Origin of the sequence: Pseudomonas sp. HY2-MNA-CIBAN-0224 (genome assembly GCF_040310285.1) — a bacterium.
Taxonomy (GTDB): Bacteria; Pseudomonadota; Gammaproteobacteria; order Pseudomonadales; family Pseudomonadaceae; genus Aquipseudomonas; species Aquipseudomonas helleri.
In genome coordinates this window covers 39,551-58,341 of the sequence record NZ_JBEOPQ010000022.1, presented here as the reverse complement: position 1 = coordinate 58,341, position 18,791 = coordinate 39,551, and the positions used below count along the sequence as shown (strand labels likewise).

Below are 18,791 nucleotides of genomic sequence, written 5' to 3'. Positions count from 1 at the left end.
CGACTCACAGGTGATTAATCTGCTCGATGAGCCTTTCGCAGGCATTCGACGTCTTGGAACAGGCCCTTGGAAATGACGCAAATGATGACAACTCCAGCCTTGGCGCGAGAAGTGTCTGTGGTGCTCTATCCCGGCTGCATTTTTTTCGAAATTGCGTTGGCCCTTGAGCAACTGTCAGGCCAGTACGTTGTGCGTTTTTATACACCTGAGGGCGAGTCCCATAAAAGCTCTCAAGGCTTTGAGCTGCAAGTCGATGGCGATTATGCGGCGCTCGCAAAAGCTGAAACAGTCGCGGTGCTGGTGCCTGGCGGTGATTCGCGGGGGGTATTAACCTCCGGTTCGCTTATTGTTGAGGCGTTACACAAGCAAATGCAGCGCTCTGTGCTGATGGCCGGGATTTGTGCGGGTAATCTGGTGCTGGCCTACGCCGGTGTATTGAAGGGACGTCGTGCTACCCACAACTACACGCAAGAACATGCTCATACGGACAAGGTTGAGGCAGCAGCCCGGTACTGGAAGGGTAGTTTTTTCGAAAGGGCCAATATTGTGATTGATGACAATGTGATTACTGCCCAGCCCTGGGCCTATCGAGATTATGCGGCGGCGATTGCGGTGTATTTGGAGTTGATGCCAGCAAAGGTCGGCGAGGCGCTGGCTACGTACTCAGAGCGACGTCGATACCTTGAATAAATACCTTGGGTGACAAATAGCTTTCAATGGCTGAATTAAACGGAGTGCGCCTTATGGAAAAAACAATAAGAGTTGCTGATCAGGGCGATATCGACACCATTTTTGATATTCGAACCCGTGTTCGGGAAAACCATTTGTCACGTGAGCAATTGGCAGACATCGGCGTGACGCCAGACGCGATCCGCGAAGCTATTGCCCAGGCGCCCTGCATTTGGGTTGCCGAGGTCGATGGCACCCCAGTCGGGTTTTCCATGGCTGATCTGCAAGACGCGTGTGTGTTTGCCGCCTTCGTTCTGCCGGACTACGAGGGGCTCGGACTGGGTCGCCTGTTGATGGCCAAGGTCGAGGCCTTTCTCTTTGAGCAGCACTCAACCATATGGCTGGAAACCGCTGAAGCCAGCCGCGCCAATGGCTTCTATCGAGCACTCGGCTGGCAGCCTGTGAAGAATCTGCCCGAGGGTGATATCCGCTTTGAAAAGAGCATCCCAACCCTTCGTTGCAGTTGACGAGCACCGCGAGGCTACGTAGCAGTTTCAAATGACACACCGCAGAGCATGGTTTTACGACTGCTGCGCAGCCGGACGTAGCCTCGCAAAGCTCGTCAACTGCTACGGGTATGTCTTCATCGGTTTTAAGGCCGTGTTGTCAATTTGCCAAGCGGTTCAAGCAATCGTCGATCGCTCTACGTTCAGAGCGCCGAAAACTTTTTTTTGTGATCTTGGCCTTCTAAAATGGCGACCTTGAATCGCTGATAGACATCGGTCTTTTGGATACCTGAGGGGCAGCACCTACTATGACTACTACTTCAAAACCTCTGATCGTTATCACGGGTGCGAGCTCCGGGATCGGTCTGGCAACCGCACGTCTGCTCTCGAGCGAAGGCCATCCATTGCTGCTGCTGGCCCGTCGGCTGGAACCCATGCTGGCGCTGCAACTGCCCAACACGTTGGTTTTGTCGGTAGACGTGATCGACCGCGAAGCGGTGGTTAACGCGGTGAGACAGGCCGAAGAACAATTCGGCCCGGTGGATGCCATCGTCAACAATGCGGGTGTGATGCTGCTGGGCAGCATGAGCGAACAGGACCCGTCTCAGTGGGACACGATGCTCGACGTCAACGTACGCGGCCTGCTCAACGGCGTACTGGCCGTGGCAAGCGGCATGGTTGCGCGCAAGCACGGCACCATCATCAACATCGGTTCGGTGGCCGGGCATAAAACCTTTCCGAATCATGCCGTCTACGTGGGCACCAAATTTGCGGTCCACGGGTTGTCCGAAAACCTGCGTGAAGAACTCTCTCCAAGCAACGTGCGGGTCGTGACCATCGCGCCAGGCGCGGTAGAAACCGAATTGCTGGGCCACACCACAGACGAAAGCATCAAGGACGGCTATCAAGAGTGGAAGCAAGGCATGGGCGGTGTTGTGCTGTCGCCGGAAGATGTCGCCAGAGCCATCAGCTACGCCTATTCGCAGCCGCAAGGCGTGTGTATTCGCGAAATCGTCATTGCGCCAACCCGTCAGGAACCTTGAGTCCCTGTTAACGTTTGCCAGCAAGCTGCGCCCATCGCCAAAGCGGTGGGTTGGGAGTGACCACCATGAGTGATCGTCAGATCATCGTTCCAGACACCATGAAATTGCTGACTGAGCGCGCCGGTTATGCGCCCGCAGTCAAAGTCGGCACAACGCTGTATTGCGCAGGTCAGGTCGGGCGCACGGCTGATTTACAGGTCATAGAAGACCCCGAACAACAGTTTCTGGCCGCCTGGGAAAACCTTCGCCAGGTGCTCGCAGCCGCTGACTGTGGCTTTGAGGATGTGGTCGAAATGACCACCTATCACATCGATATGAACCAGCACATGCCGCTGTTCAGGCAGGTGAAAGACAGCCTGTTCCCCCGCAACACTTGCGCATGGACCTGTATTGGCGTCAGTGAACTGGCCAAGCCCGGTTTACTGGTGGAGATCAAGTGCATCGCCGTGCAGCGATCAGCGTCTGCGAGTGACTAAGCACAGCGCTATCGCGCTAATCAGCGCAGCTTTCGTGGTGCCGTTCATGCTATAAACGGCGCCCAAAAAAAAGGAGCTGCAGGTTATGGATATCAAATGCTCGGTGTTTATCGCCGCCAGCGTAGACGGTTTTATCGCGCGCGAAGATGGCGATATTGAATGGTTGCACTCGCCTGAGTATGAGTGCCCTGCGTTGAATGGCCTCAGCTACGAAGACTTTATGAGTAGCATCGATGCGTTGGTCATGGGGCGCAAAACCTTGGACAAGGTGCTGTCATTTCCTGAGTGGCCTTATGCGGATAAAGCGGTCATCGTGCTTTCCCGTCTAGGCGTGAGCCTGCCTGAACCCTTGCAAGGCAAGGTTGAAGTATTGGCAGGCGAGCCGGCCGATATCGTGGCGCAGTTGGCGGCTCGCGGTATGAAGCATGTGTACATCGACGGTGGGCAGACCGTTCAGGCTTTTCTTGCGGCTGGCCTGATCAATGAGCTCGTCATCACCCGCATTCCCGTGTTGCTGGGCCGGGGTATCCCCTTGTTTGGCCCGCTGGGCACCGAACAGAAACTACTCCTGATCGACTCGGCGATGTCCGATAACGGCTTTGTGCAAAGTCGCTATCAAGTGCTTTGAGTGCCTTTTAGCGTCAGCCCCCAGAACACCAGCGCTGCCAGACTGACGCTGGTGCCCAGCGCGCAAACGCCCGTCCACCCATACAGTGTGTAGAGGGTGGTCGAGGCGAGTGCGCCGAGGCCGCTGCCCACGGCATAAAACAGCATGTAGCAGCCAACCACCCGGCTGTGTGAACCCGTGCTGGTACTGAAAATCATGCTCTGATTGGTGACATGAATGGCCTGGGCGCCAAGGTCCAGCACCACCACGCCAAGGACCAGCCACAGGATGGACCAGGGGGTGAGCGCAAGCATCAGCCAGGCCAGTATCAGCAACGTCAGTGATAAACCGGTGGTCCATTGACCCAGCCCTTTGTCCGCCAACACGCCTGCACGTGCCGCCGCCAAAGCACCGACCACACCGACCAGACCAAAGGTGCCGATGGTGGTATGCGAAAAGGAGTAGGGCGGGCTCGTCAGTAGAAAAACCAGCGCACTCCAGAAGATGCTCAGTACCGCAAAGATAAACAGCGCAAGCATGCCGCGGATTTGCAGGACGCGATCGTTTTTCAATAGTGTGAACATTGAAAACACTAGCTTCGGGTAGGGCATGGGAGGCGTAGAAGGACGCTGCGAAACCAGCGATCTGCAGAGCGTAACCGCCAACGCCAGCATCACCAGCGCCGCGCCCAGATACACCCAGCGCCAACCGGCCATGTCCGCGATCAATCCGGCGGCCAGCCGTGACAGCAGCAGACCGATAACGACCCCGCCTTGAACTGTCCCCACTACGCGCCCGCGCTCTTGCGGCAAACAGGCCGTCGCGGCATAGGCAATCAGGCCTTGGGTCATGGCCGTGCCCATAAGACCGATGGCCAGCATGCTGACTAACATCACCGTTGGGGAGTGCGTCATGCCTACACAGAACAGTGCGCCGATCAGGGCGACAATCTGCATCAACATCAAGGAACGACGGTCCATCTGGTCGCCCAGCGGCACAATCAGCAGCAACGCGAGTACGCTACCGACCTGTGTAGCAGTGATGACACCGCCAACCGCAGCCTGGCTAATGGCAAAATCAGCAGCCACTTGATCCAGTAGCGGTTGGGCATAATAGACGTTAGCGACGCTCAACCCGCTCGCGCAGGCAAATAGCCCCACCAGGCTACGCGGCAGGGGCGTATTCGCGGGTTCAGGCGTCAAGGGGCGGGCGGACAGGCATTGATCAATGGGCATAGTCGAACCTTTGGTTAATCCAGTCTCAAAAAAAGACCGATTTGATTCTAGGCCTGTCAGTCTTAAAATAAAACTGCTTTTTTGATTCGATCTGATGTCCGACACACACCAAGGAACCGGCATGAGCAAAACCCGCAACCTTTCAGCGCAAACCTGCCCCGTGGTACGAACGGTCGACTTGATTGGAGATCGCTGGTCATTGTTGATCGTGCGGGACGCCTTTGATGGCGTGCGCCGGTTTGGCGATTTTCAAAGTGGCCTGGGGGTGGCCCGCAGTGTTCTGACCCAGCGCCTCAAGGCGCTGGTTGAAGCGGATATTTTGCAGGTGCGCCCGGCATCCGATGGCACGTCGTATCAGGAGTACGTGCTGACAGCCAAGGGCGAGAGCCTGTTTACCCTGGTAGTAGCGCTGCGCCAATGGGGGGAGCAGCACTTGTTCGAGCCGCACGAAGCCCATTCACGACTGCTGGATACCGTGACACAGCAACCGCTGCCGCTCATGCAGCCAGTGGCGGCGGACGGTCGGGTGATTGCTGCGGAGCACACCCGGGTGGATAAAGAGGTGTTGTAAATGCGCTTTACCGCTTGATGGCCTGCGCCGCCTGGGCCAGGCGCTGTGTAGCGCTGCGGATTTCCTCCTGGTTGAGCGAGGCAAAGCCCAGGCGCAAGGCGTTTTCAGGGTGACCGTCGGGTGAAAACTGGCGAGCGTTGCGTATTACCAGATCCAGCTCCAACGCTTTTTCCACCAATTGGTTGACGTCGATTGAGTCAGCGAACCTCACCCACAGCGCCAGTCCTCCTTCCGGCTCCTGCACGGATATCTGCTCGGCAAATGCTTCCCGCAGGCAACTGAGCAGCGTGTCCCGGCGCTGGCGGTATTCTCTGGAGACCCGGCGCAGATGCTTCTTCAGTTCGCCGTCGTTGATCAAGTCCCCCAGCATTCGCTGCATGACGGCATCGCCCTGGCCCAAGGTCACCGCGGCGGTACGCTCAAGGGCCTGGATGAGATTTGGCGGGGCAACGATGTAGCTGCAACGAAACGTGCTGCCCAACGATTTGGACAGCGAGCCGATGTAGATCACATGCCGCTGCGCGCTGTCGCTAGCAAGAGGCAAATAGGGGCGGCCGGCAAAGTGGTACTCATGGTCATAGTCTTCTTCGATGATGCAGAAATCATGCAGTCGGGCCAATTCCAGGAGTTGCTGGCGACGCCCGGCACGCAGGCTGACGGTGGTAGGGAACTGGTGGTGAGGGGTGAGATAGACCATCCGCACGCTGTGCAGCCGGCACACGTCTGCGAGCTGATCGACACAGCAACCTTCGTCATCCAGGTCAACGGTGACCAATCGCGCGCCCAACTGGCGGAAAATTTCCCAGGCCGGGGGGTAGCTTAAGCGTTCGACCACCACCACATCGCCGGGTTTTAGCATCACGCTGGCCGTCAGGTACAGCGACATCTGCACGCCTTGGGTCAGGCAAATCTGCTGCGCGTCCACCGTCAGGCCGCGATTATGGCGCAGCATTTCAGCCAAGGCTTTGCGCAGGTACTGACTGCTGCTCTCGCTGCCATGGCGTACGGTATTGGTGGTGAAGCTGTTGCGTAAAGCGTTGCGGTAGTAACGGTGCAGCACTGCCTGGGGCAGCAAGCGATGGTCAGAGGCGCCATTATCGAAAAACAGCGCCCCGGCCTGATGTTGTAGCGCGATGACTTGCTCGCCCGGGTCGAAATAGATCGCGGCCGGGGTTGGCTTGAGCGCCAGGGCAAATGACGCGGGGGCACTGGGGGCCGCAACCTTTCCTGGCGCCAGTTGTGTACTGACGAACGTGCCGCGACGTTGAAGGCTGACCAACCAGCCTTTGGTCACTGCCTCTTCGTAAGCGAGGATCACCGTCTTGCGATTGACGTCCAGCAGGCGTGCCATTTCCCGCGTACCGGGTAGCAGCGTTCCGGGGCGCAGACGGCCTTCGACAATCGCACTCACTAACCCTTCAATGATCTTTCGGTATGACGCTTGCGGCTGCGCGCCATCGAGTTTGAGCAGCGGGCGCCATTTGCGAAGCTGGACCATATGAATTATCCAAAACTGGAGGTTCTTGGGGTCCTAGTCTAACGCAACAATCGAACCTCAATTGCCCTGAGGTGTTTATGCAGAACCGCCATGTTGTAGAGTTGTTGCCCTCGGGCAAAACCTTTCAAGCTGCCGATCAATTACTCCTCGACGCCATGCTGGCCAGCGGTCTGGCGGTGCCGTTTTCTTGCAGGCGCGGCGCTTGCGGGTCGTGCAAGGTCAAGGTGGTCTCAGGTCACTACCGCGCAAAGCACCTCGCGCCAGACGCGCCAGCCCCTTGCTACCCGCTGACGGCGGACGAGATGTTGCTGTGTCAGAGCCATGCCTGTAGCGACCTGCGCCTGGAAATACCCGGTTGGTCGTTGGACACGCCGGTGCGGGACGTCAGCGCACGGGTGATCAGCAAGCGGTCACTGAGTGTGGATATTTTCGAACTGGTCTTGCTGCCCGCTCAGCCCCTTGAGGTACGCGCCGGCCAGTACGTCAGATTTCGTCTCGATGATGGCGATAGCCGCTGTTTTTCCGTGGCCAATTTGCCTGCACAGGACCAGGGGCTGTGTGTATTTCATATTCGTCAGGTCAGTGGCGGCGTGTTTTCCGAGGGTATTCTGGCTGACCTGCAAGTGGGCGATGTGCTCACCCTGGAAGGCCCTGTCGGCGCGTGCACCTGGCAGCATGAGGATGAGTGCCCGGTTGTGTTGTTCGCCACCGGAACCGGGTATGCCGGCATCAAACCGATGCTGTTAACGGCGTTGGCCCGTGACGCCGAAGTTACCTTGTATTGGGGTAACTCCGCGCCAGAAGACTTCTACGACGCTGAATTTCTGCAACAGGCCAGCCGCGCCCATCCACGTTTTAAATGGCATCGGGTGCTGTCGGCAGACGCCCGCGTACAGCAGGTCGCGCAGGCACAACCGCACAATTGGGCCGATAGCCAAATCTATGCCTGTGGCAATAGCGCGATGATCAATCAGGTGCGTGAAACCTGCCTGGCTTCGGGTGTGCAGGCCCATCGATTTGTCGCTGAGGCTTTCGTGACCAGCGGTGTATTAGCGCCAGCTTCATCATTGAAGGCATTGGACCCGGTGCTGGAAAAAGTCGGTCCGCGCTACTCACTGGATGGCATGCTCGCAGCTCGTGCGCAAACGGTACGGGCATTGGCGGCCATCGCTGAGCAATTGAAAGTTGGCATGACCACCGCGCAAGCCCTCGATATGGCCAGTCAGACCTTGCAGAGCATGGGGGCATCCCACACCTGGCACCCGACCTATATACGTTTTGGCGACGACACCATCCGCACCCCGCGCCAAGGCATTGACCCGCAGCGCAAGCTGCGCGCCACCGACATCGCGGTGGTCGACCTTGGCCCGGTGTGGGACGGCTATGAAGGTGATTATGGCGACACGTTTGTCTTCGGTGAGCACCGGCTGTATGAGGACTGCGTCAAGGCGCTGCACCAAGTGTTCGACGAAACCCGCGACGCCTGGCACCGCGGGCTGACCGGGCGCGAGCTGTATGATTTCGCAGAGCAAAGTGCCCATACCCAAGGCTGGCGCCTTGAACGCAACCTGGCCGGACACCGCATTGCCGACTTCCCCCATGCCCTGTTCGGGCAAGACAAGCTGGCAGAGATCGAGATCGTCCCGAGCGAAATGGTCTGGGTGCTGGAAATACAGCTGTGTCACCCCACAGAACCGGTCGGGGCGTTTTTTGAAGACATCCTGATTGGCGAGCAACGTAGTCGCTGACAAGGATCGCAAGCTGCGATGCGGGCCGCAGGAGCGCCGCTCAGGTGAGCGGCGAATCCCCAAGACCAAAAGATCGCCAGCGCCTGCCTGTTTTTCGCATGTCACAGACCATCTGGCTTCTTCTTGCTCCGTCGACAACGCTGCGAGCAGTAGCGCACATCTTCCCAGCAGCGAGCCCATTTCTTGCGCCAGGTAAACAGCAGCCCGCAGGTGGCGCAGGTTTTGACTGGCAGCTCACTTTTTTTCACAACGATTCACCGTTGTCCAAGGCAGTGAGCAACAACTGGCCGCGGTCCCACAGCGCTTGCTGTTTGGATTCAGGCATGCGGTCGAGGTTTTTGTAGATCATGCCCATGCGTTGATTGCCGCGCAGGCGGTCGCCGTGACGCATCAAAAAGTGCCAATAGAGCGCGTTGAACGGGCAGGCGTCGTCTGTGATGCTTTCACTCACTTTGTAAGCGCAGCCACGGCAGTAGTCAGACATGCGCTTGATGTACTGGCCGCTTGCGCAATAGGGTTTGGAACCCAGATAGCCGCCATCAGCGTGCATGACCATACCCAGGGTGTTGGGCAGTTCGACCCAGTCGAAGGCGTCCATATAGATCGCCAGATACCACTCGCAGATTGCACTTGGAGCGATCCCGGCGAGCAGGGCGAAATTGCCGGTGACCATCAGCCGTTGGATGTGGTGAGCGTAGGCGTGCTCTAGGCTCTGGTTGATGGCTTGGCGCATGCAGTTCATCTGCGTGTTGCCTGTCCAGTAGAACTCTGGCAACAGCCTGGTATTACCGAAAGCATTGCCGTGGGCATAGTCAGGCATCTTCAGCCAGTACACGCCCCGCACATACTCACGCCAGCCGATCAATTGCCGAATAAAACCTTCGGCGGCGTTGAGCGCAATATTGCCGGCCCAGTACGCCGACTCCACATCGCTGCACAGCTGGCGAAGATCCAGCAAGCCAATATTCAGCGCCGCGCTGATACGGGCGTGGAACAGAAAAGGCTCATCGCTGGCCATGGCGTCTTGATAGTCGCCAAAAGCTGCCAAACCCCAATCCAGGAAGTAGTCCCAAAGCGCCTGAGCTTCTGCGTGAGTCACCGGATAATCGAACGTGTCGAGAGCGCCATAGTGACCGGGGAAGTGCTTTGCGACTAACGCCAGCACCTCCCGGGTGATTGCATCCGGGGTAAAACGGGCGGGCGAGGGCGGCCTGACTCCCTTGGGCAATGCCTTGCGGTTTTCGGCATCAAAGTTCCAGGCGCCGCCAACCGGGCTGCCGTCACCATTGAGCAACAACCGGCTCTTGCGGCGCATCTCGCGGTAAAAGAACTCCATGCGCAGCTGCTTTTTACCCTGAGCCCAGCGAGAGAACTCGGCACGTGAGCACAGAAAGCGATCATCGCCATGCCAATGTACAGCCAAGCCGCAGTCCTTGACGGATTGCTCCAGACGCCAGTCGCCGCACTCTGTCAGGTGGATTTCATGCGGTTGAAGCAGTGCCTGCCAACGGTGCAGTTCACTGGGTACTGAACCGGTATTGTCCGGATCATCCAGCTTTACGTACTGCACCTTGATGCCCCTCTGCTGCAAGGCTTCGGCAAAGTGGCGCATAGCGCTGAAAATCAGGGTGATTTTTTGCGGGTGATGGGGAACATGGCTGGCTTCCTCCATCACCTCGACCAGCAGCACTGTATCGCTTTCTTTATCCAGCCCCTGCAGAGAGGCCAGGTCGAAGGATAATTGGTCGCCCAGGACCAGGCATAACCGGCCAGGCTTGGCGTTACGGTCCGATGGCGGTGTGGCTCTCATCTGCAGAATGCACTCAAGGATAGTGAGTGCGAATTCTTGTACAAAACAAATAGTTTGTACAAGTTTATTGTGAAAGCATCCCTCACTCAGCCGACCGTGGCGTGACGGCGTTGCCTTTAAGATCAAAAGATCGCGAGGCAAGCTCGCTCCTACGGATTGTATTGATCGTCGTAGCAGTTGCCGAGCTTGGCGCGGCTACGTCCAGGAAGAGTGAATGGGATATCGTGTCGATCCGCTCAACCCTCCAAGGAAGCCAATGCTCAGTTCACTCATATCAAACGGTCAGCCTCAATCGTCTGCCCCATCAGATCTGATGGTCCCTTGGTGGAGCTTTACTAAAACAGTCCTGGCTGCGACGGCTTTAACGTTAGTACGTGACAGGCTGGTCAGCCTGGATGAGCCAATACTTGATCAGCCGTTCACATTACGCCAGCTACTGCGGCATGAGGCGGGCCTGGCTGATTATGGTGAACTTGTTGACTATCACACAGCCGTTAGCAACGGCGAACCAGCCTGGTCTGCTGATGAAATGATGCAACGCCTCGACGGTACCCGACTTCGATACAATCCCGGAACCGGTTGGCGGTATTCGAACGTGGGCTACTGGCATATCGGCAGGCTAATTGAGCGCCTGACGGGTCTGGCGCTTGATGACGCGGTGATGCAGCGGGCGCTTGCTCCTCTGGGTCTGTCAAACGTTCGCTTTGCCAAGTCACGATCAGACTTGCCAGCCTCCATTCCTGGAAGCGCCTCAACTTATGATCCCGCCTGGGTGTATCACGGTCTGTTGATCGGCCCTGTCTCGCAAGCGGCGCTATTTCTCGATCGACTCTTGTGCACAGACCTGCTCCCCACAACCTTGCTTCAGGGCATGCAGACAGCACGAGTAGTGGGCGGCCCGATTCCCGGACGACCCTGGATCACACCGGGCTATGGCCTGGGGGTGATGCAGGGAGCAATTGCGGGTGGATATACCCTCTGTGGGCACACAGGCAGCGGGCCTGGCAGTGTCATTGCTGTCTACCGAATAACCGATGGCGACACAGCGGCTTGTTGCGCTGCTTTTGAGCAAGGCGCGAGTGAGGGTGCTGTGGAAGCTGTTGTGGTTGAGCAACTGATGCAAGGTTTGCGGCAGGGGAGCTGAAGGAGCGGGTCTGCACCCACGCCCCAGACACGCCGCTGTAGCATTCCCTTGCCGACTATGGTGTGCTGTGCCCACTGGGCCCGGTCATGATTAGTCGGGCTCATGCCTTCTCAGCACTCTACCGATGAGGTCTGTCTCTTGAGCAATACACCGTACGTTCCGCCTAAAGTCTGGACAAACACCGCTCCGTCTGGCGGCCATTTCGCGAGTATCAATCGCCCGGTTGCCGGGCCTACGCATGACAAGGAACTGCCGGTCGGCAAGCATCCATTGCAGTTGTATTCGCTGGCCACGCCCAATGGGGTGAAGGTGACGATTCTGCTGGAGGAGTTGCTGGCATCGGGGCATTCCGGGGCTGAGTACGATGCCTGGTTGATCCGTATCGGCGAGGGGGATCAGTTCTCCAGCGGGTTTGTCGCGGTCAACCCGAACTCCAAGATTCCAGCCTTGCTGGACCGTAGCGTAGAGCCTGCCATTCGGGTGTTTGAGTCGGGTTCGATCCTGCTGTATCTCGCGCAGAAGTTCGGCGCGTTTATCCCGACTGATCTGGCCGGGCGTACCGAAACCCTCAACTGGCTGTTTTGGCAGATGGGTGCTGCGCCTTATCTGGGCGGCGGTTTTGGACATTTCTATGCGTATGCGCCCGAAAAGCTCGAGTACCCGATCAACCGCTTCACCATGGAGGTCAAGCGGCAACTGGATGTGCTGGATCGTCGTCTGGCTGAAAGCCCGTATCTGGCGGGCGACACCTATACCATCGCCGATATCGCGGTCTGGTCCTGGTACGGTCAACTGGTGCGCAACACGGTGTACTCGGCGGCTGAGTTCCTGTCGGCCCACGAATACACCCATGTGCAGCGCTGGGCTGAAGAAATTGCCAAGCGCCCGGCGGTGATTCGCGGTCTGCGGGTTAACCGGACGTGGGGCGATGAGGCCAGCCAGGTGCCTGAGCGGCATGAGGCGGCTGACCTGGATTAATAGTCAGGCCAGCAATTCAGTGATCCAGCGTATCTGTTGGGCGAGGTCTTGCCGTTTGTGCTCGGGGATGGTGTGTCGTGCACGGGTGAGCTGGCTCAAGGTTTTTTGCCGCTCGCCCAGGATGCGCTGCCACTTGGCCAGGAATACCGGGCTACGGGCCTCTAAGTGCAGCGGCCCGAAATACAGTGCTTCGGCGCTGTAGGTCACGGGGCCGCTGCGTTCAGCAACGATGATTTCGTAGTAAAAGCGGTTTTCTTGCAGCACCTCTTCAGCGACGATGCGGTAGTGGTTGTTCATCAACCACTGGCGCAGTGGTTGTTCGCCGCCATTGGGTTGCAGGATCAAGCGTTCCTTACCATGCAGGTGCGCCTTGCCGCTGTCGAGAATGTCGCGAATGGTCTCGCCACCCATGCCGCACAGGCTGATGGCAGTGATGCCGTCGGACGGTTCAATGGCTGCCAGGCCGTTGGCCAGGCGCACCGTAATCTGCTGTTCAAGCTGGTTCTCGCGCACGGTACGTTGTGCGGCATGGAAGGGCGTTAAGGCCACTTCACCTGCGACTGCCGCGCAGAGGGTGCCACGGTGTACGAGTGCCACCGGCAGATAACCATGATCCGAGCCAATATCTGCCAATCGCGCCCCTGTGGGCACGTGCGCCGCCACCCGCTCCAAGCGCGTGGACAATGTGTGTTCGTTCAACTGCGGTTCCTTGTCAGCCCGAATGCGCGGCACTCATGTGAGTCCATCAAACGCTCGTTCTGGGCAAAAGGGCGATTTTGGCATATCGGGTCTGCGGTGTGGCGCTGACGACTAAATGGAGCGTTGATTAACCCGTTGAGTGAGTGCTTCAGCTGATTCCTTGCGCTCCGAGTAGCGGTCAACCAGGTCAGGGCGGTCTCTGACCAGCAGCGTGAACCTGACCAGTTCTTCCATCACGTCCACCACCCGGTCATACAGGGCAGAGGGTTGCATACGGTTGTGTTGATCAAACTCAAGGTAGGCCTTGGGGACTGACGACTGGTTCGGGATCGTGAACATCCGCATCCAGCGCCCCAAAACTCGCAGTTGGTTAACCACGTTGAAGGATTGCGAGCCGCCACAAACCTGCATCACCGCCAGGGTTTTACCCTGGGTGGGGCGTACGGCTCCCAAGGCCAGTGGCACCCAGTCAATTTGCGCCTTGAACACCGCAGACATGGCGCCATGGCGTTCCGGGGAACACCAGACCTGGCCTTCAGACCACTGCATCAGTGCTAGTAGTTCCTGCACTTTCGGGTGATCGACGGGGGCGTCGTCCGGCAAAGGCAACCCGCTGGGGTTGAAAATCCGTGTTTCGGCGCCGAAGTGCTCAAGCAATCTGGCGGCTTCTTCAACCAATAGTCGGCTGAACGAACGTTCGCGGGTTGAACCGTATAACAGCAGGATCCGGGGTTTATGAACGTCGGCATTTACCAGCGTGCCGGTGGCCAATGATATGTCGAGATTAGGCAGTTGATCGGTCATGGGAGCTCCGGTTAGAGGGTGCTGATGCGGTCCAGGTGCTGCTTCAGGCTGGCACTGTCCAGTTGGTCAAGAGGCAGGGCCAGCAGGGCGCGGCAACGTTTTTCAATAAGTGCCAGGGTCGCGTGGAAAGCCGCTGAAATTGCTGCTTCATCGCCAACCACTTCTGATGGATCCTCAAGCCCCCAGTGGGCTTTGATCGCCGGGCCAAAGTACACAGGGCAGGCTTCGCCCGCTGCTTTGTCGCAGACGGTAATCACGATGTCGGGCGGGTTGCTTTCGAAGGCTTCATTGCCCTTGCTGCTCAAGCCCGCGATGCTGATACCCGCTTGTTGCAGTGTGCTCAAACTGCGCGGCAGAACCTGGCCCTTGGGAAAGCTCCCGGCACTGAAGGCTTGAACGCCTCCAGGGGCGAGGTGGTTAAACATGGCCTCGGACAAAATGCTCCGACAGCTGTTGGCCGTGCACATAAACAGGATCCGCATAAAGTTGCTCACTGGTTGGGCAGAGGGTTAAAGGCTCAGGCGCAAGGCAAGGGCCGACAAGGTGATGAACAGAATCGGCAGGGTCAGAATCACGCCTGTCTTGAAGTAGTAACCCCAGGTGATGCGCATGCCTTTGCGCTGCAAAACGTGCAGCCACAACAGGGTTGCCAGGCTGCCGATAGGGGTTATTTTCGGGCCCAGATCGGCGCCGATGACGTTGGCATAGATCATGGCTTCACGCATGACACCGCTGGCCTCACTGGCGTGGATCGACAGGGCGCCAATCAATACGGCAGGTAAGTTGTTCATGGCGGATGACAGAAATGCCGAGAGAAACCCCGTGCCCAGCGTGACCAGCCACAGATTTGAGTCGAGCAGATAATTAAGGGCCAGGGTCAGGTAGTGTGTCAGGCCAGCGTTTTTCAACCCGTAGACCACCAGGTACATACCCAGCGAGAAAAGAACGATTTGCCAAGGGGCTTCGCGAACCACGCGGCGGGTCGAAATGATGCGCCCACGGGCAGCGACCGCCAGCAAAATAACGGCGCACACCGCAGCAATGGCGCTGATGGGAATGCCCATGGGTTCCAGTACAAACAGGCCAGCCAGCAACAGAATCAGCACGCCCCAGCCTGCGCGAAAGGTCATGACGTCGCGCACGGCCTGCCGAGGTTCTTGCAAGTCGTCCTGTGAATAGCTGTGCGGGATGTCGCGGCGGTAAAACCCGTACAACACCGCGAGGGTGGCGGCGACTGCCACCATGTTCACCGGCACCATGATCGAGGCGTACGCGCTATAACTCAGCCCGAAGTAGTCCGCCGAAACGATGTTGACCAGGTTTGAGACCACCAGAGGCAAGCTGGCGGTATCGGCAATAAACCCGGCGGCCATGACAAACGCCAGGGTAGAGGCGGGCGAAAAGCGTAAGGCGAGCAGTATCGACATCACTATGGGCGTGAGGATAAGGGCCGCGCCGTCATTGGCAAACAGGGCCGACACGGCAGCACCCAACAGCACGGTAAAGGCAAAAAGGCGCCGGCCCTTGCCTTTGGCCAGACGCGCTACATGCAGTGCCGCCCACTGAAAAAAGCCGGCTTCATCCAGTAGCAGACTGATGATAATGACCGCGATAAAGGTGGCCGTGGCGTTCCAGATAATGCCCCAGACCAGAGGGATATCATCCAGCTTCACAACCCCTGTAATCAGGGCCAGCGCAGCGCCCAATGTGGCACTCCAGCCGATGCCCAGACCTCTGGGTTGCCAGATGACCAAGACCAGGGTGAACAAAAAAATGGCGGAGGCGGTGAGCATAAGCGTCTCGTCCTTTGATCAGCAGCACTCTGTTGTGTTGAGAGGGCGGCCATCCATGGTGCTGAGGCGGCGAGTGTTTGACGCAAGCCACTCGGAGTTGGCAGTCAGGGTGGTTTCCAGTACTTCGCGCACCCAGGCGGGGAGTTCAGGGTTCAAGCGGTAATACACCCATTGACCCTGGCGACGATCAAGCAGCAACCCGCAACTGCGCAATTGTGCGAGGTGCCGGGATATTTTCGGCTGGCTTTCGTCCAGAGCACAGACCAGCTCGCACACGCATAGCTCGCCTTCACGGGTGATCAGCAAGGTGGCTCTGGCCCGGGTTTCGTCGGCCAGGCATTTGAAAATGGCGGCTGGATTGAGCATGGGTTTGTCTCTATATATACGTTTATCCGAATATACGTTTATCCATATGTTTCAAGCAAGCCTGAATTTAATAGACACCTGTAGTCGCTGTCGAGGTACGAGGCTGCGATGGGTTGCGCAGCGACCCCGGGTGGCGGCCTTGCGGCCCGCATCGCAGCCTCGTACCTCGTCAGCGACTACAAGAAAACGGGGGGTGAGGTCTCAAGCCTGCACCGCTTCACCCACATAGTTCGCGCGGGGCCGAATCAGTTGGCCTGTGGCTTTTTGTTCCAGCGCATGCGCCACCCAGCCGACGGAGCGCGCCAGGGCAAAGAGGATGACGGGCGCGTCAGGTGGCAAGGCATAGGTGTCGGCCAATGCCGATAACACAAAGTCGATATTGGGTTTTTCTCCTGAGATGTCTTCACCGGCTTCGCTGATGGCCTGATACACCGGTGTCAACGTGAACTGCTGCATCAGGGCTGCTGCACGCGCATCGCCATGGGGGTAAAGCGGGTGGCCAAAGGCGGGCAGTGTGTCACCGCGCTGTAAATGATCGCGCACGCTTTCAACCACACCGTGTTGTTCGGCGCGGGTCTTTAATGCGCGCACGCCTTTGACGGCGGAGCCATGCAGCGGCCCGGTCAATGCACTTAAGCCCGCCAGCAGGCTGGCGGGTATGGATGCACCGGTCGATATTGCTACGCGCACTGCAAATGCCGAAGCGTTGAGTTCATGGTCGGCAAGCAGTACCAGAGTGCGGCGCAGGACGTCTTCCGCGTCAGGTACGTTCCAAGCCTGGGCGAGACGACGATGCAGGGGCATGTTTGCTGTGACGGAGTCTTCCAGCATGGCAGCGCTGATGATGTTAATCAGGCCCATGGCTTCCTCCACCAGCACGGCTGCAGCACGTCCGCGCGACGGCAGTGCGCTATCGATGCGGGGAACCAGCACTTGCATGGCGCGGGCCAAAGGGGAGGTCAGACGCGGGTGAGCGTCAGCCTGGTGTGCCGGTGCCGTGAAGCTCACCGCTGGCACTTGCCACAACAGGCACGCGATGTGTTCCAGCGACTGCGTGTGTGAGAGGGTGACCGCCTCTTGGCCGCGATACCACAAGCGGTTGTTGTCCACGGTTGAAATCGACGATGACAACACCGGTTCGCCCCAGGCAATCGCCTGCGCGGCCACCGCCGCCACACTGCGCCGTCCGGTCTGCCGAGCAGCCATGCGTTTGACGTCTTCAGCCTGATACAGGCTGCGCCGGGAATCCGTTGGATCAGGCTTGGCGCGGATCCGCCCGCGACTGACATTGGCGTACAGCGTTTGTGGCTGCACCTGCAATAAAGCCAGCGCTTGCTGCGCGGTCAACCATGCCATTGAGCACCTCATATTGATCATTTACATCAAGATTGACGTCAATCTTAGCGCGCCTATAGTCGCTTGCATCAACGTCACGTGAGACCACAGTCCATGACCAAGCCCGACATGTTTCATGCTGTATGGACCGCATTGGGCGGCGATCTCGATGATTGCAGCCGTGTCACCCTAACCACCGCTGGCGCCTTACCGTCGGCTTACCCGGTGACCGAGCTGGCCAGTGCATCCATGGCCGCCGTGGCCTTGTCGATTGCCAGGCTGCGTGCGTTGGACAGTGGCAAGCCGATTGAAGCGGTGCAGGTCGACCGGCGGCTGGCCTCGATCTGGTTTGGGACATCATTGCGTCCGTTGGGTTGGCAAACCCCAGCCATATGGGACCCCGTTGCAGGTGACTACAAGGCCAAAGATGGCTGGATTCGTTTGCACACCAATGCCCCGCATCACCGTTTGGCTGCAGAGCGGGTGTTGGGTGCGCAAGTCGATAAAGCCTCCATGGCCAAGGCCGTAGCGCAATGGACTACGCAAGCGCTTGAAACGGCAATCGTGCAGGCTGGAGGCTGCGCGGCGCACATGAACGCGTCCGGGCAATGGGCACTGCATCCGCAAGGTCGTGCGGTCGCGCAAGAGCCGTTGGTTCACCTGCAGCGCCGAGCCCTGCCAAGTACCCCGGTGCAACCCGTTAATCCTTCACGCCCGCTTGCGGGTATCAAAGTGCTGGATCTGACCCGGGTGCTGGCCGGGCCTATCGCTACACGGTGCCTGGCGGCTTATGGCGCACAGGTGTTGCGTATCGACTCGCCGGACTGGAATGAACCCGGCATCGTGCCGGAGGTGACGCCGGGCAAACGCCTGGTACGGCTCGACTTGCGCGATCCAGTTGCTTTGGCAACCGTCAAAACGTTGCTGGCGTCGGCCGATGTGATGGTCCACGGTTACCGCGCCGATGCCCTGGAAAACCTCGGGCTGGGCAACGCGGTCAGGCAGCAGATCAACCCGCGGCTGATCGACATCAGCCTCAATGCCTATGGCTGGACCGGGCCGTGGCGCAATCGGCGCGGTTTTGACAGCCTGGTACAAATGAGCAGTGGCATTGCCGATACCGGGATGCACCACGAGCAAGTGGATAAACCGGTGCCATTGCCTGTTCAGGCACTGGATCACGCGACGGGTTACCTGATGGCTGCTGCCGCCATTATCGGGATTACCGAGCGGCTGCAATCGGGTACGGTACTACAAGCCCGGTTGTCCTTGGCGCGGACCGCGCAGTTGTTGCAAGAGCATCGTTCACACACCACTGAGCCAGCCTTCGCAGAGGAAACCGATGCCGATAAAGACTCGGCCATCGAGCACACCGCCTGGGGCGAGGCGCAACGCATCCAATGGCCTGTTCAGATCGCAGGCTGCCCGGCCTGGTGGGCATTACCGGCCCATGAACTCGGCTCTGACACTGCGCAGTGGTAGCCAAATAACACTATGATGAACCTCTTT

Annotated in this window: 20 protein-coding genes; 10 read left to right on the top strand and 10 right to left on the bottom strand. The window is 58.4% G+C overall.

What is annotated here, in order from left to right; genetic code table 11:
• The first annotated feature begins 72 nt into the window (after positions 1 to 72).
• From AAEZ03_RS12625 to AAEZ03_RS12605, 5 genes are all read left to right on the top strand, one after another.
• Complete coding sequence (locus tag AAEZ03_RS12625) at positions 73 to 690, top strand: DJ-1/PfpI family protein (protein ID WP_123749360.1); 618 nt, start codon at positions 73 to 75, stop codon at positions 688 to 690.
• 53 nt (positions 691 to 743) lie between these two features.
• A complete protein-coding gene (locus AAEZ03_RS12620; RefSeq protein ID WP_350579051.1) occupies positions 744 to 1,196 on the top strand; it encodes a GNAT family N-acetyltransferase in 453 nt (150 codons plus the stop codon).
• A gap of 287 nt (positions 1,197 to 1,483) precedes the next feature.
• Positions 1,484 to 2,218 carry an SDR family oxidoreductase gene (locus AAEZ03_RS12615; protein ID WP_350579048.1) on the top strand — a complete coding sequence of 245 codons (735 nt, stop codon included), beginning with the start codon at positions 1,484 to 1,486 and terminating at the stop codon, positions 2,216 to 2,218.
• A gap of 65 nt (positions 2,219 to 2,283) precedes the next feature.
• The gene (locus tag AAEZ03_RS12610; RefSeq protein WP_350579045.1) at positions 2,284 to 2,694 is read left to right on the top strand and encodes a RidA family protein; all 411 of its coding nucleotides are present in this window, start codon (positions 2,284 to 2,286) and stop codon (positions 2,692 to 2,694) included.
• 85 nt (positions 2,695 to 2,779) lie between these two features.
• Positions 2,780 to 3,322, top strand: a complete 543-nt coding sequence (locus tag AAEZ03_RS12605) for a dihydrofolate reductase family protein (RefSeq protein ID WP_278938782.1) — start codon at positions 2,780 to 2,782, stop codon at positions 3,320 to 3,322.
• Here AAEZ03_RS12605 and AAEZ03_RS12600 read toward each other — a convergent pair.
• Complete coding sequence (locus AAEZ03_RS12600; RefSeq protein ID WP_350579042.1) at positions 3,310 to 4,536, bottom strand: MFS transporter; 1,227 nt, start codon at positions 4,534 to 4,536, stop codon at positions 3,310 to 3,312. The genes AAEZ03_RS12605 and AAEZ03_RS12600 overlap by 13 nt on opposite strands.
• Before the next feature lie 121 nt (positions 4,537 to 4,657).
• On the opposite strand from AAEZ03_RS12600, the gene AAEZ03_RS12595 reads away from it, so the two are divergent.
• Complete coding sequence (locus AAEZ03_RS12595; RefSeq protein WP_350579039.1) at positions 4,658 to 5,107, top strand: winged helix-turn-helix transcriptional regulator; 450 nt, start codon at positions 4,658 to 4,660, stop codon at positions 5,105 to 5,107.
• Positions 5,108 to 5,114: 7 nt separating this feature from the next.
• Here the strand turns inward: AAEZ03_RS12595 and pdxR are convergent, their stop codons facing one another.
• Positions 5,115 to 6,605 carry a MocR-like pyridoxine biosynthesis transcription factor PdxR gene (gene pdxR, locus AAEZ03_RS12590; RefSeq protein ID WP_350579036.1) on the bottom strand — a complete coding sequence of 497 codons (1,491 nt, stop codon included), beginning with the start codon at positions 6,603 to 6,605 and terminating at the stop codon, positions 5,115 to 5,117.
• A gap of 77 nt (positions 6,606 to 6,682) precedes the next feature.
• Between pdxR and AAEZ03_RS12585 the strand changes: the two genes are divergently transcribed.
• On the top strand, positions 6,683 to 8,353 hold the full coding sequence (locus AAEZ03_RS12585; protein ID WP_350579033.1) for a M24 family metallopeptidase: 1,671 nt from the start codon (positions 6,683 to 6,685) through the stop codon (positions 8,351 to 8,353).
• Positions 8,354 to 8,454: 101 nt separating this feature from the next.
• On the opposite strand, the gene AAEZ03_RS12580 is transcribed toward AAEZ03_RS12585, so the two are convergent.
• Positions 8,455 to 8,601: a DUF2256 domain-containing protein gene (locus AAEZ03_RS12580; protein ID WP_350579030.1), complete on the bottom strand. Its 147-nt coding sequence runs from the start codon at positions 8,599 to 8,601 to the stop codon at positions 8,455 to 8,457.
• A complete protein-coding gene (locus AAEZ03_RS12575) occupies positions 8,598 to 10,163 on the bottom strand; it encodes a cryptochrome/photolyase family protein (RefSeq protein ID WP_350579027.1) in 1,566 nt (521 codons plus the stop codon). Before AAEZ03_RS12575 ends, AAEZ03_RS12580 begins: the two co-directional genes overlap by 4 nt.
• A 256-nt stretch (positions 10,164 to 10,419) precedes the next feature.
• Here AAEZ03_RS12575 and AAEZ03_RS12570 point away from each other — a divergent pair, with 256 nt between their 5' ends.
• Both AAEZ03_RS12570 and yghU read left to right on the top strand, forming a co-directional pair.
• A complete protein-coding gene (locus tag AAEZ03_RS12570; protein WP_350579076.1) occupies positions 10,420 to 11,307 on the top strand; it encodes a serine hydrolase domain-containing protein in 888 nt (295 codons plus the stop codon).
• Positions 11,308 to 11,445: 138 nt separating this feature from the next.
• Positions 11,446 to 12,285: a glutathione-dependent disulfide-bond oxidoreductase gene (gene yghU, locus AAEZ03_RS12565; RefSeq protein ID WP_350579024.1), complete on the top strand. Its 840-nt coding sequence runs from the start codon at positions 11,446 to 11,448 to the stop codon at positions 12,283 to 12,285.
• A gap of 3 nt (positions 12,286 to 12,288) precedes the next feature.
• Here the strand turns inward: yghU and AAEZ03_RS12560 are convergent, their stop codons facing one another.
• From AAEZ03_RS12560 to AAEZ03_RS12535, 6 genes are all read right to left on the bottom strand, one after another.
• Positions 12,289 to 12,984, bottom strand: a complete 696-nt coding sequence (locus tag AAEZ03_RS12560; RefSeq protein WP_350579021.1) for a tRNA (adenine(22)-N(1))-methyltransferase — start codon at positions 12,982 to 12,984, stop codon at positions 12,289 to 12,291.
• A gap of 111 nt (positions 12,985 to 13,095) precedes the next feature.
• On the bottom strand, positions 13,096 to 13,788 hold the full coding sequence (gene arsH, locus AAEZ03_RS12555; protein ID WP_350579018.1) for an arsenical resistance protein ArsH: 693 nt from the start codon (positions 13,786 to 13,788) through the stop codon (positions 13,096 to 13,098).
• An 11-nt stretch (positions 13,789 to 13,799) separates the two neighbouring features.
• On the bottom strand, positions 13,800 to 14,270 hold the full coding sequence (locus AAEZ03_RS12550) for an arsenate reductase ArsC (protein ID WP_350579015.1): 471 nt from the start codon (positions 14,268 to 14,270) through the stop codon (positions 13,800 to 13,802).
• Positions 14,271 to 14,297: 27 nt separating this feature from the next.
• Positions 14,298 to 15,581 (bottom strand): arsenic transporter, encoded by a 1,284-nt coding sequence (locus tag AAEZ03_RS12545; protein ID WP_350579012.1) that lies wholly within the window; start codon positions 15,579 to 15,581, stop codon positions 14,298 to 14,300.
• Between the two features lie 18 nt (positions 15,582 to 15,599).
• Positions 15,600 to 15,947, bottom strand: a complete 348-nt coding sequence (locus tag AAEZ03_RS12540) for a metalloregulator ArsR/SmtB family transcription factor (protein ID WP_350579010.1) — start codon at positions 15,945 to 15,947, stop codon at positions 15,600 to 15,602.
• Positions 15,948 to 16,148: 201 nt separating this feature from the next.
• The gene (locus tag AAEZ03_RS12535; protein WP_350579008.1) at positions 16,149 to 17,303 is read right to left on the bottom strand and encodes a citrate synthase; all 1,155 of its coding nucleotides are present in this window, start codon (positions 17,301 to 17,303) and stop codon (positions 16,149 to 16,151) included.
• 108 nt (positions 17,304 to 17,411) lie between these two features.
• Between AAEZ03_RS12535 and AAEZ03_RS12530 the strand changes: the two genes are divergently transcribed.
• A complete protein-coding gene (locus AAEZ03_RS12530) occupies positions 17,412 to 18,764 on the top strand; it encodes a CoA transferase (RefSeq protein ID WP_502947925.1) in 1,353 nt (450 codons plus the stop codon).
• Positions 18,765 to 18,791 lie beyond the last annotated feature (27 nt).

Excerpts from the sequence above, each read along its gene's own strand:
- AAEZ03_RS12625 (WP_123749360.1), top strand. The coding sequence starts at position 73 with ATGACGCAAATGATGACAACTCCAGCCTTGGCGCGAGAAGTGTCTGTG.
- AAEZ03_RS12620 (WP_350579051.1), top strand. The coding sequence starts at position 744 with ATGGAAAAAACAATAAGAGTTGCTGATCAGGGCGATATCGACACCATT.
- AAEZ03_RS12615 (WP_350579048.1), top strand. The coding sequence starts at position 1,484 with ATGACTACTACTTCAAAACCTCTGATCGTTATCACGGGTGCGAGCTCC.
- AAEZ03_RS12610 (WP_350579045.1), top strand. The coding sequence starts at position 2,284 with ATGAGTGATCGTCAGATCATCGTTCCAGACACCATGAAATTGCTGACT.
- AAEZ03_RS12605 (WP_278938782.1), top strand. The coding sequence starts at position 2,780 with ATGGATATCAAATGCTCGGTGTTTATCGCCGCCAGCGTAGACGGTTTT.
- AAEZ03_RS12600 (WP_350579042.1), bottom strand. The coding sequence starts at position 4,536 with ATGCCCATTGATCAATGCCTGTCCGCCCGCCCCTTGACGCCTGAACCC.
- AAEZ03_RS12595 (WP_350579039.1), top strand. The coding sequence starts at position 4,658 with ATGAGCAAAACCCGCAACCTTTCAGCGCAAACCTGCCCCGTGGTACGA.
- pdxR (WP_350579036.1), bottom strand. The coding sequence starts at position 6,605 with ATGGTCCAGCTTCGCAAATGGCGCCCGCTGCTCAAACTCGATGGCGCG.
- AAEZ03_RS12585 (WP_350579033.1), top strand. The coding sequence starts at position 6,683 with ATGCAGAACCGCCATGTTGTAGAGTTGTTGCCCTCGGGCAAAACCTTT.
- AAEZ03_RS12575 (WP_350579027.1), bottom strand. The coding sequence starts at position 10,163 with ATGAGAGCCACACCGCCATCGGACCGTAACGCCAAGCCTGGCCGGTTA.
- AAEZ03_RS12570 (WP_350579076.1), top strand. The coding sequence starts at position 10,420 with ATGCTCAGTTCACTCATATCAAACGGTCAGCCTCAATCGTCTGCCCCA.
- arsH (WP_350579018.1), bottom strand. The coding sequence starts at position 13,788 with ATGACCGATCAACTGCCTAATCTCGACATATCATTGGCCACCGGCACG.
- AAEZ03_RS12550 (WP_350579015.1), bottom strand. The coding sequence starts at position 14,270 with ATGCGGATCCTGTTTATGTGCACGGCCAACAGCTGTCGGAGCATTTTG.
- AAEZ03_RS12545 (WP_350579012.1), bottom strand. The coding sequence starts at position 15,581 with ATGCTCACCGCCTCCGCCATTTTTTTGTTCACCCTGGTCTTGGTCATC.
- AAEZ03_RS12540 (WP_350579010.1), bottom strand. The coding sequence starts at position 15,947 with ATGCTCAATCCAGCCGCCATTTTCAAATGCCTGGCCGACGAAACCCGG.
- AAEZ03_RS12535 (WP_350579008.1), bottom strand. The coding sequence starts at position 17,303 with ATGGCATGGTTGACCGCGCAGCAAGCGCTGGCTTTATTGCAGGTGCAG.
- AAEZ03_RS12530 (WP_502947925.1), top strand. The coding sequence starts at position 17,412 with ATGTTTCATGCTGTATGGACCGCATTGGGCGGCGATCTCGATGATTGC.